Origin of the sequence: Enterobacter cloacae complex sp. P12RS (assembly GCF_014895875.1) — a bacterium.
Lineage (GTDB): Bacteria > Pseudomonadota > Gammaproteobacteria > Enterobacterales > Enterobacteriaceae > Enterobacter > Enterobacter bugandensis.
Genome location: NZ_JADBQO010000038.1, coordinates 1 through 9,756 on the forward strand (window position 1 = coordinate 1; position 9,756 = coordinate 9,756).

The window sequence follows — 9,756 nt, forward strand, 5'->3', positions numbered from 1 at the left end:
ACCAACTGAGCTAACGACCCCTTGCGGGATGTACTGCAAATTTATTCAGGCTGGTGGGTCGTGCAGGATTCGAACCTGCGACCAATTGATTAAAAGTCAACTGCTCTACCAACTGAGCTAACGACCCATTCGGGTGTTGCCTGAATTATCACTCGGCACCAATAAAATTGGTGGGTCGTGCAGGATTCGAACCTGCGACCAATTGATTAAAAGTCAACTGCTCTACCAACTGAGCTAACGACCCACTTTTATGCTGCTTTCACGTTGTTTGATATCCCGTGGCAACGGCGGCATATATTACTGATTTAAGAATTCTGCGCAACAAAAATTTCGATGAAGATCACTTAACTGCTTAGTAATCATGCTGCACGACCAGAAATAACGCGATTTCTGGTCATGCGATAATCATCCCATCGAATTCAGGCGTTTTTGCGCCTGCTTAGCACCTTCGGTGCCCGGGAATTTTGCGACCACCTGCTGATAAACCGCTTTGGCTTTCGCCGTGTCGCCTTTGTCCTGCATGATCACGCCAACCTTAAACATCGCATCTGGCGCTTTCGGCGATTTCGGGTAATTTTTTACCACGGAGGCAAAATAAAACGCCGCATCGTCCTTTTTACCCTTGTTGTAATTCAACTGACCGAGCCAGTAATTCGCATTTGGCTGATAGGTTGAGTCAGGGTATTTCTTGATAAAGTTCTGAAACGCAGCGAGCGCGTCATCCTGACGAGATTTATCCTGCACCAGGGCAATGGCCGCATTGTAATCCGTATTCGCGTCACCGCTCTGTACAGGCGCTCCTGTTGAGGCTGAAGCATCAGCAGACGGCGCAGGCGCTGAGGTTGCCGCGCCGCTTTGATCGCCCGCTGCGGGTTGTGCTGCTGCACCGCCGCTGCTCAGGCTATCTATCTGCAATAAAATTTGCTTCTGACGTTCCACAACCTGGTTAAGCTGATACTGACTTTCCTGAATCTGACCACGGAGAGAGTCAATATCGTTTTGGTTATCGGAAAGTTGCTGCTGGAGTTGGGTTAAAAGCTGACTGTGAGCGTTAGAAATACGCTCGAGCTGAGTGACCCGGTCTTCTACCGAGCCTGAGCCGACACTACTGATTGGTGCCTGAGCAAAAGCGGCCCAGGGGGCCGCTATTCCAACCAGTAACGACAGACTCAACAGATGATGTCTGAAGTTACTGCTCATGCAATTCTCTTAGTAAACCAGTACGGCACGACGGTTTTTGGAGTAAGCCGCTTCGTCGTGACCCAGTACTGCAGGTTTTTCTTTACCGTAAGAAACGATGGAGATCTGGTCAGCAGAAACGCCTTTACCCTGCAGGTACATCTTAACGGCGTTGGCACGACGTTCACCCAGGGAGATGTTGTACTCTGGAGTACCACGTTCGTCCGCGTGACCTTCTACGGTGACTTTGTAAGATGGGTTGCTACGCAGGAAGTTAGCGTGAGCATCCAGCATCGCAGCGAAGTCAGAACGGATGTCGTATTTATCCAGATCGAAGTAAACGATGTTGTTCTGCTGCAGCTGCTGCATCTGAAGACGCGCTTGCTCTTCAGAAGACATGTTGCCATTGCCGTTCGCGTCCATACCGGTACCGGCACCCATCATGCCTTCGCCGCTCTGGTCATTGCTGGCGTTCTTGTTAGAAGAACACGCTGCGATTGCCATTACAGGCAGAGCGATCATCAGCCCCTTCAGCACTTTGTTCAGTTGCATTTCTATGATTCCTTTAGTAATCAAATAATTATTATTTACAGATACGGCGACCAGGCAGGTGATTTTACCTGTCCATCAGTGGCCGGAATACGCGCTTTGAAACGCCCATCTGTAGAAACCAGATTCAGCACAGATCCCATCCCCTGAGAAGAGCTGTAGATTACCATAGTGCCGTTAGGTGCCAGACTTGGCGTTTCATCCAGGAACGTTGACGACAGAACTTGAACGCCACCCGCTACCAGATCTTGTTTGGCAATGTGCTGCTGCCCACCGTTGGAGCTGACCATTACCATGAATTTACCATCGCTGCTCACGTCTGCGTTCTGGTTCTGAGAGCCTTCCCAGGTGATACGCTGCGGAGCACCGCCGTTAATGTTCACTTTATAGATTTGTGGACGGCCAGCCTGGTCAGAGGTAAACGCCAGGTTTTGGCTGTCCGGGAACCATGATGGTTCAGTATTGTTGCTGCGACCGTCGGTCACCTGACGGATCTGGCCAGAGCCAATGTCCATCACGTACAGGTTCAGGCTACCGGTTTTAGAAAGCGCAAACGCCAGTTTAGACCCATCTGGAGAGAAGGAAGGCGCACCGTTGTGACGTGGGAACGACGCTACCTGACGCACCGCACCGTTAGCCAGCGTCTGGATAACCAGCGCAGAACGACCACTTTCGAAGGTCACATACGCCAGTTTAGATCCGTCCGGAGACCAGGCTGGAGACATTAGCGGCTGTGAAGAGCGTTTCACCAGGAACTGGTTGTAACCGTCGTAGTCAGATACGCGCAGCTCGTACGGGAACTGACCGCCGTTGGTCTGTACCACATATGCGATACGGGTACGGAACGCACCTTTAATACCGGTCAGCTTTTCGAATACCGCGTCGCTGGCCGCGTGTGCCGCGTAGCGCAGGTACTGTTTAGTGACCTTGTAAGAGTTCTGTGCCAGAACGGTACCCGGTGCACCGCCGGTATCTACCAGCTGCCAGGCCACGTTGTAAGAACCGTCCGGGTTAGGCGTAACCTGCCCCACCACCACGGCATCGATACCCAGCGCAGACCATGCAGCAGGCTGGACTTCCTGCGCACTGCCCGGCTGCTGCGGCAGACGAGAACGATCTAACGGGTTGAATTTACCGCTGTTACGCAGGTCAGCCGCCACGATGCCACCGGCATCTTCAGGTGCAGCGCCAGGACCGGCCCACTGGAACGGAACAACACCGATTGGGCGTGCCGAGTCCACCCCCTGGGTGATCTCGATACGTACTTCTGCGTGCAGGACTGCTGCCCACAGCATTAAAAAACTAAATGCTACACGTAATGCCTGCTTCATCATATCTCCCTTATCCGGGTAACCTTACCCACGATAATTTAGCAGAATGTTAACAAACTCAAATAGACAAAACTACCCGAACCCTGTGACTAAACCTGGTCTATTTTTCCCCGTTTGCACGGGGAAAATGTAACTTAAGGTTTGAAGTCCAGCGGCGCATTTTTGAAGACTTCGTAGACTGCCTGAGAAGGCGGTTTAGGCATCTTCGCCTGACGCGCTGCAGCCAGAGCCGCAGTACATAAAGCCGGGTCGCCACCTTCAGACTTAATATCTAGCAGCATGCCGTCCGGAGCCAGTTTTATACGCAGCGTACACGTTTTACCGGCATAGGAAGACGCATCGTAGAACCGGCTTTCAATCGCCGATTTAATCTGCGCGGCATAGCCGTTGATTTCAGCCCCTGTCGCACCGTTACTCTTAGTGTTACCACTTCCGGTCGGCGCTGCGTTGTTTCCTTTCGCGCCACCGCCCGTTTTCGGTGCATTCTTACCGGAGCTTAAATCCCCCAGCAGATCGTCAACCCCTGCAGCGGCCGCGGCTTTCTCAGCGGCAGCAGCCTTTTTAGCAGCCGCTTTTTCAGCAGCTGCTTTCTTATCGGCAGCGGCCTTCTCAGCTGCAGCTTTTTTATCAGCAGCGGCTTTTTCAGCGGCGGCAGCTTTTTCGGCAGCAGCCTTCTCAGCCGCAGCGGCTTTCTTCGCAGCCTCGGCAGCCGCTTTCTTCTCTGCGTCCTGAGCGGCTTTCTTCGCGGCTTCGGCTTCAGCTTTCTTCTGTGCGTCAGCAGCGGCTTTCTTCGCGGCTTCCGCTTCGGCTTTCTTCTGGGCATCCGCAGCGGCTTTCTTCGCGGCTTCGGCCTCAGCTTTCTTCTGGGCATCGGCAGCCGCTTTCTTCGCCGCTTCTGCCGCTAATTTTGCCTGGGCATCAGCCTGCGCTTTGGCATCCGCTGCGGCTTTTGCTGCCGCCTCTTCCGCCTGCTTTTGCTGTTCCTGCGCTTTCTTCGCGGCCTCTTCGGCTTGCTTCTGCTGTTCCGCCTGCGCTTTCGCGGCTTCCTGCGCCTGCAAACGTTCTTTCTCAAGCTGCTTCAAACGCTCCTGCTCGGCGGCCTGCTTTTCACGCAGCTCTTCCGCCTGCTGTTGCGCCTGTTTTTCACGCTGCTCTTCAGCCCGTTTGGCACTCGCCTTCTGCTGTTGTTCGCGATTATAGTTTTGCACTACCGCACCGGGATCCACCATTACGGCGTCAATGGAAGACCCTCCACCGCCGCCTGCTGATGCATCAATATGCTCGTCGAACGAACTCCAGATCAGCGCTGCAAAAAGAATAACGTGCAGCACTGCGGAGACGATTATCGCTCGCTTAAGCTTGTCGTTCTGTTCGGTTGCCTTTGACACTATCGGTTCCCAAAAACTACGCGGATGATCAAATAGGTTGAGTCATTAAGCCAACTGACTTAACACCCGCACTATGTAGCAAGTTCAGCGCTTTAATAATTTCATCGTAGGGTACGTCTTTCGCGCCACCGATTAAGAAGACCGTTTTCGGATTTGACTCCAGGCGACGCTGCGCTTCGGCAATAACCTGCTCAGGTGGCAGCTGATCCATACGATCTTTCTCTACCACCACGCTGTACTGCCCTACGCCGGAAACTTCAATGATGACCGGAGGATCGTCATTGGTGCTCACCGCCTGTGATTCTGTCGCATCCGGCAGATCGACTTCCACACTCTGGGTAATGATGGGCGCTGTTGCCATGAAGATCAGCAGCAGTACCAGCAGAACGTCCAGCAGTGGCACGATATTGATTTCGGACTTGAGCTCGCGACGACCTCGTCCACGCGATCTGGCCATGGTTTACCCCTTGTTGCTCTCGGTGCTGGTAAACGCCTGACGGTGCAGAATCGCAGTGAACTCTTCCATAAAGTTGTCGTAGTTCAGTTCCAGTTTGTTCACGCGCTGGTTCAGACGGTTGTAAGCCATTACCGCCGGAATTGCCGCAAACAGACCGATAGCGGTCGCAATCAGTGCTTCAGCGATACCCGGTGCAACCATCTGCAACGTCGCCTGCTTCACCGCGCCCAGCGCGATAAAGGCGTGCATGATCCCCCACACGGTACCAAACAGACCGATATACGGGCTGATAGAACCCACGGTGCCGAGGAAAGGAATGTGCGTTTCAAGATTTTCCAGCTCGCGGTTCATGGAGATACGCATCGCACGCGATGCCCCTTCCACGACGGCTTCCGGCGCATGATTGTTTGCCCGATGCAGACGAGCGAACTCTTTGAATCCGCTATAGAAAATTTGTTCGGAGCCGGTCAGGTTTTCACGGCGTCCCTGGCTCTCCTGATACAGGCGAGAAAGTTCAATACCCGACCAGAACTTATCTTCAAATGCTTCCGCTTCACGGCCAGCTGCATTGAGGATACGCGTTCTCTGGATAATGATGGCCCAGGATGCGATTGAAAAACCAATCAAAATCAACATGATAAGTTTAACCAGAAGGCTTGCCTTCAGGAACAAATCAAGGATATTCATGTCAGTCACTGCTTAAACTCCGCGACAATAGACTTAGGAAGCGCACGAGGCTTCATTATGGTTGGATCAACACAAACAATCAGTACTTCAGCTGAGTTCAGTACGGTGTTCTCTGCGTTGACTATCCGCTGCGTGAAAACCAGTGAGGTCCCGCGCATTGATGTAATTTCAGTTTGGACTTCGAGCATATCGTCGAGTCTGGCAGGCGCAAAATACTCAAGCGTCATCTTGCGTACCACGAAGGCAACTCGCTCAGCCAACAGCACCTGTTGACTAAAGTGATGATGGCGCAGCATCTCTGTGCGTGCCCGTTCATAAAAAGCAACGTAGCTGGCGTGGTAAACCACACCACCGGCATCGGTATCTTCGTAATAGACACGAACCGGCCATCGAAACAGCGTTGTATTCACTTTACATCCCAGTAATGCAACAAAAGTTAGAGCTTTTAAACTTCGCTACTATACGCGCGGGGAAGATGGTTTGGAATGGGGGAAAGTAAACGGAGAGTAAATTTTTATGGGCTCGGGTAAGCCCATAACGTTAACGGACATTTCTTATTCAGAAGAAGAAGAAAATCAAACCGGCGAGAAGCACCAGATCGGCAATCAGCGGGCAAAAAATTCCCTGCCAGTGAACGGCTTTCGGACGAAAGCCCACGCCGTGGATCACCCCGGCACACACTGCCCACATGATGAGGAAGCCGTGCCAGATCTCAAGCTCGCTGGTCTTTGCCGCAAAGCGCGACGGGTCCCAGAAGATACAGCCTGCCAGCAGTAATGCCATCACTAAAGAAAGCGCCCGTAACGGGCGCTTATCCATTACCGCGTAAAGCTTCGCGATAATATTCATCAGTGTTTTTCTTCACCCGCTTTGGTCGCTTCGACGTGCTCAAGCGCCAGGGCAGTGATGACACCAAAAGCACAGGCAAGAAGCGTCCCTAAAATCCATGCGAAATACCACATATTCAGCTCCTTACTTAGTACATAGAGTGGGTGTTGCTTTCGATATGTTCTTTGGTGATACGACCGAACATTTTCCAGTAACACCAGATGGTGTATGCCAGAACAATCGGAACGAACACGCAAGCAACGTAAGTCATTAAGTTCAGCGTCATATGGCTGGAGGTTGCATCCCACATGGTCAGGCTAGCATTCAGCATGGTGCTGGATGGCATGACGAATGGGAACATGGCAATACCCGCCGTCAGGATGATGCATGCCAGCGTCAGTGAAGAGAACACGAATGCCAGAGCACCTTTCTCCAGACGAGACGTCAGCACGGTCAGCAGCGGCAGCAGCACGCCCAGAGCCGGGATCGCCCACAGCGCAGGGGTATTGTTGAAGTTCACCAGCCATGCACCAGCCTGACGCGCCACTTCTTTGGTCAGCGGGTTAGACGGTGCCGAGTGGTTAATCGCAGACGTCACCACGTAGCCATCAATACCGTACACCACCCACACGCCTGCCAGAGCGAAGCAAACCAGCGTCACCAGTGCCGCCACCTGAGCAGTAGCACGGGAACGCAGGTGCAGTTCACCCACAGTACGCATCTGCAGGTAAGTTGCGCCCTGAGTGATGATCATCGCCACGCTCACCACACCGGCCAACAGGCCAAACGGATTCAGCAGTTGGAAGAAGTTACCGGTGTAGTAAAGACGCATGTATTCATCGAGGTGGAACGGTACGCCCTGCAGCAGGTTACCGAATGCCACACCAATCACCAGCGGTGGAACGAAGCTACCAATGAAGATGCCCCAGTCCCACATGTTGCGCCAGCGGGTATCTTCAATCTTGGAACGGTAGTCGAAACCGACCGGACGGAAGAATAAAGAGGCCAGCACCAGAATCATCGCCACATAGAAGCCGGAGAACGCAGCCGCGTAGACCATCGGCCAGGCAGCGAACAGCGCGCCGCCTGCGGTGATCAGCCACACCTGGTTACCGTCCCAGTGAGGGGCGATGGAGTTAATCATGATTCGACGCTCGGTGTCATTACGACCGAGGAAACGGGTGAGCATCCCCACCCCCATGTCGAAACCATCCGTGACGGCGAAACCGATCAGCAGAACGCCAACCAGCAGCCACCAGATAAAACGCAATACTTCATAATCGATCATTTGATGACTCCTGTCTTAGCGTGCCGGCTGAGTAGTCGCAGTGGACTGCTCGTAGTGATAGCGACCGGTTTTCAGGCTGCTTGGGCCAAGGCGCGCGAACTTGAACATCAGGAACAGTTCAGCCACCAGGAACAGGGTGTACAGACCACAGATCAGCAGCATGGAGAAGATCAGGTCGCCTGCCGTCAGGGAAGAGTTCGCGACCGCCGTTGGCAGCACCTCACCAATCGCCCATGGCTGGCGGCCATACTCCGCTACAAACCAGCCGGATTCAATCGCGATCCACGGCAGTGGAATACCGTACAGCGCGGTGCGCAGCAGCCATTTTTTCTCGCCGATGCGGTTACGAATCACGGACCAGAAGGACGCCGCAATGATCAGCAGCATGATGATGCCGCAGCCCACCATGATACGGAATGCGAAGTACAGTGGCGCAACGCGTGGAATCGAGTCTTTGGTCGCCATCTGAATCTGTGCTTCCGTCGCATCAGAAACGTTCGGGGTATAACGTTTCAGCAACAAACCGTAGCCCAGGTCTTTCTTCACGTCGTTAAATTGATCGCGAACGGCCTGATCGGTAGAGCCGGCACGCAGCTGTTCCAGCAGCGAGTAAGCCTTCATACCGTTACGGATACGCTCTTCGTGCTGAACCATCAGCTCCTTCAGACCCGTTACCTGCTTATCGACAGAACGGGTTGCGATGATACCCAGCGCGTAAGGAATTTGGATGGCGAAGCGGTTTTCCTGCGCGTCCTGATCGGGAATACCGAACAGCGTAAAGGCAGCAGGCGCCGGTTGGGTTTCCCATTCGGCTTCGATAGCGGCCAGTTTGGTTTTCTGCACGTCACCCATTTCGTAACCGGATTCATCACCCAGAACGATAACGGAGAGGATTGCAGCCATACCGAAGCTTGCAGCGATAGCAAAGGAGCGCTTGGCAAACGCGAAGTCACGACCGCGCAGCATATAGTAGGAGCTGATACCCAACACGAACATCGCGCCGCACACGTAGCCAGATGCCACGGTGTGAACAAATTTAACCTGAGCAACCGGGTTCAGGACCAGCTCGGCAAAGCTGACCATCTCCATACGCATGGTTTCGAAGTTGAAGTCAGACGCGATCGGGTTCTGCATCCAGCCGTTCGCCACCAGGATCCACAGCGCGGACAGGTTCGAACCTAATGCCACCAGCCAGGTTACGGCCATGTGCTGGACTTTACCCAGACGGTCCCAACCGAAGAAGAACAGACCTACAAAGGTGGATTCGAGGAAGAAGGCCATCAGACCTTCAATGGCCAGCGGCGCACCGAAGATATCCCCTACATAGTGGGAATAGTAAGACCAGTTAGTCCCGAACTGGAACTCCATGGTCAAACCGGTTGCCACGCCCAGCGCGAAGTTGATACCGAACAACTTGCCCCAGAACTTGGTCATATCTTTATAAATCTGTTTGCCGGAGAGGACGTAAACCGTTTCCATAATTGCCAGCAGGAACGCCATACCGAGCGTCAGCGGCACAAACAGGAAGTGGTACATCGCGGTCAAGGCAAACTGTAAGCGCGACAGTTCGACTACGTCTAACATTATGACTCCTTGCTCATCGCATGAAGACTCCGAGAGTGAACCCCGTCAGAAAGAGATTCACACGCATGCCCCAATACAAATTATTCGCATCCTGGTCGTCGTTATTACCCTGGAGAAGGATAAAAACGATGACGACAGGTTACAAATAGGTTAATAAAAAACTCAAATTGATCCCGCAAATATAATACGCTGCAAAACCCTTACAATAAACAGGTTTTTATTGAATCACATTTACGTTTTTCGACGGCGATCAATTTATAGCAAAATTACCACTTTTCGGCCATTTTGATCGGGGACAATTTAGCGCTTTTCGGCATCTTTTTCCAAGCATTAAACTTTGATTTAAATCAAAAACCAGTCTTGATGTTAATCATGTTTAGCTGCGGTGAGAATGGTAAAAACCATGTTAATGATATGTGCATGCAAAGATGCGATTGGTTATCGAAGACCAAAAAAAATATAAAC

11 protein-coding genes and 2 tRNA genes are annotated in these 9,756 nt (G+C 52.6%); all 13 read right to left on the reverse strand.

Going from position 1 to position 9,756, the window contains the following annotated elements; translation table 11 throughout:
- Nucleotides 1-51 precede the first annotated feature (51 nt).
- Nucleotides 52-127 (reverse strand) — tRNA-Lys (locus IM284_RS18770).
- Between the two features lie 41 nt (nt 128-168).
- A tRNA-Lys gene (locus IM284_RS18775) sits at nt 169-244 on the reverse strand.
- A 161-nt stretch (nt 245-405) separates the two neighbouring features.
- Nucleotides 406-1,200 (reverse strand): cell division protein CpoB, encoded by a 795-nt coding sequence (gene cpoB / locus IM284_RS18780; protein WP_028012389.1) that lies wholly within the window; start codon nt 1,198-1,200, stop codon nt 406-408.
- 9 nt (nt 1,201-1,209) lie between these two features.
- On the reverse strand, nt 1,210-1,731 hold the full coding sequence (gene pal / locus IM284_RS18785) for a peptidoglycan-associated lipoprotein Pal (RefSeq protein ID WP_003858578.1): 522 nt from the start codon (nt 1,729-1,731) through the stop codon (nt 1,210-1,212).
- A gap of 35 nt (nt 1,732-1,766) precedes the next feature.
- Nucleotides 1,767-3,059, reverse strand: coding sequence for a Tol-Pal system beta propeller repeat protein TolB (tolB, locus tag IM284_RS18790; RefSeq protein ID WP_013097529.1), 1,293 nt, complete (start codon nt 3,057-3,059; stop codon nt 1,767-1,769).
- A gap of 134 nt (nt 3,060-3,193) precedes the next feature.
- A complete protein-coding gene (gene tolA / locus IM284_RS18795; RefSeq protein ID WP_028012388.1) occupies nt 3,194-4,447 on the reverse strand; it encodes a cell envelope integrity protein TolA in 1,254 nt (417 codons plus the stop codon).
- A 28-nt stretch (nt 4,448-4,475) separates the two neighbouring features.
- Entirely contained in the window at nt 4,476-4,904 is a 429-nt protein-coding gene (gene tolR / locus IM284_RS18800) for a colicin uptake protein TolR (RefSeq protein ID WP_003858589.1), read from the reverse strand.
- A 3-nt stretch (nt 4,905-4,907) separates the two neighbouring features.
- Nucleotides 4,908-5,600 carry a Tol-Pal system protein TolQ gene (gene tolQ, locus IM284_RS18805; protein ID WP_008501101.1) on the reverse strand — a complete coding sequence of 231 codons (693 nt, stop codon included), beginning with the start codon at nt 5,598-5,600 and terminating at the stop codon, nt 4,908-4,910.
- Nucleotides 5,597-6,001 carry a tol-pal system-associated acyl-CoA thioesterase gene (ybgC, locus tag IM284_RS18810; protein WP_003858593.1) on the reverse strand — a complete coding sequence of 135 codons (405 nt, stop codon included), beginning with the start codon at nt 5,999-6,001 and terminating at the stop codon, nt 5,597-5,599. The genes tolQ and ybgC overlap by 4 nt, the downstream gene beginning before the upstream one ends.
- Before the next feature lie 148 nt (nt 6,002-6,149).
- Nucleotides 6,150-6,440, reverse strand: a complete 291-nt coding sequence (gene ybgE / locus IM284_RS18815; protein WP_008501100.1) for a cyd operon protein YbgE — start codon at nt 6,438-6,440, stop codon at nt 6,150-6,152.
- Nucleotides 6,440-6,553, reverse strand: coding sequence for a cytochrome bd-I oxidase subunit CydX (gene cydX, locus IM284_RS18820; RefSeq protein WP_003858598.1), 114 nt, complete (start codon nt 6,551-6,553; stop codon nt 6,440-6,442). Before cydX ends, ybgE begins: the two co-directional genes overlap by 1 nt.
- Before the next feature lie 14 nt (nt 6,554-6,567).
- On the reverse strand, nt 6,568-7,707 hold the full coding sequence (gene cydB, locus IM284_RS18825) for a cytochrome d ubiquinol oxidase subunit II (protein WP_028012386.1): 1,140 nt from the start codon (nt 7,705-7,707) through the stop codon (nt 6,568-6,570).
- Between the two features lie 15 nt (nt 7,708-7,722).
- The gene (gene cydA, locus IM284_RS18830) at nt 7,723-9,291 is read right to left on the reverse strand and encodes a cytochrome ubiquinol oxidase subunit I (protein WP_045261075.1); all 1,569 of its coding nucleotides are present in this window, start codon (nt 9,289-9,291) and stop codon (nt 7,723-7,725) included.
- Nucleotides 9,292-9,756: the final 465 nt, after the last annotated feature.

Excerpts from the sequence above, each read along its gene's own strand:
- cpoB (WP_028012389.1), bottom strand. The coding sequence starts at position 1,200 with ATGAGCAGTAACTTCAGACATCATCTGTTGAGTCTGTCGTTACTGGTT.
- pal (WP_003858578.1), bottom strand. The coding sequence starts at position 1,731 with ATGCAACTGAACAAAGTGCTGAAGGGGCTGATGATCGCTCTGCCTGTA.
- tolB (WP_013097529.1), bottom strand. The coding sequence starts at position 3,059 with ATGAAGCAGGCATTACGTGTAGCATTTAGTTTTTTAATGCTGTGGGCA.
- tolR (WP_003858589.1), bottom strand. The coding sequence starts at position 4,904 with ATGGCCAGATCGCGTGGACGAGGTCGTCGCGAGCTCAAGTCCGAAATC.
- ybgE (WP_008501100.1), bottom strand. The coding sequence starts at position 6,440 with ATGAATATTATCGCGAAGCTTTACGCGGTAATGGATAAGCGCCCGTTA.
- cydX (WP_003858598.1), bottom strand. The coding sequence starts at position 6,553 with ATGTGGTATTTCGCATGGATTTTAGGGACGCTTCTTGCCTGTGCTTTT.
- cydB (WP_028012386.1), bottom strand. The coding sequence starts at position 7,707 with ATGATCGATTATGAAGTATTGCGTTTTATCTGGTGGCTGCTGGTTGGC.
- cydA (WP_045261075.1), bottom strand. The coding sequence starts at position 9,291 with ATGTTAGACGTAGTCGAACTGTCGCGCTTACAGTTTGCCTTGACCGCG.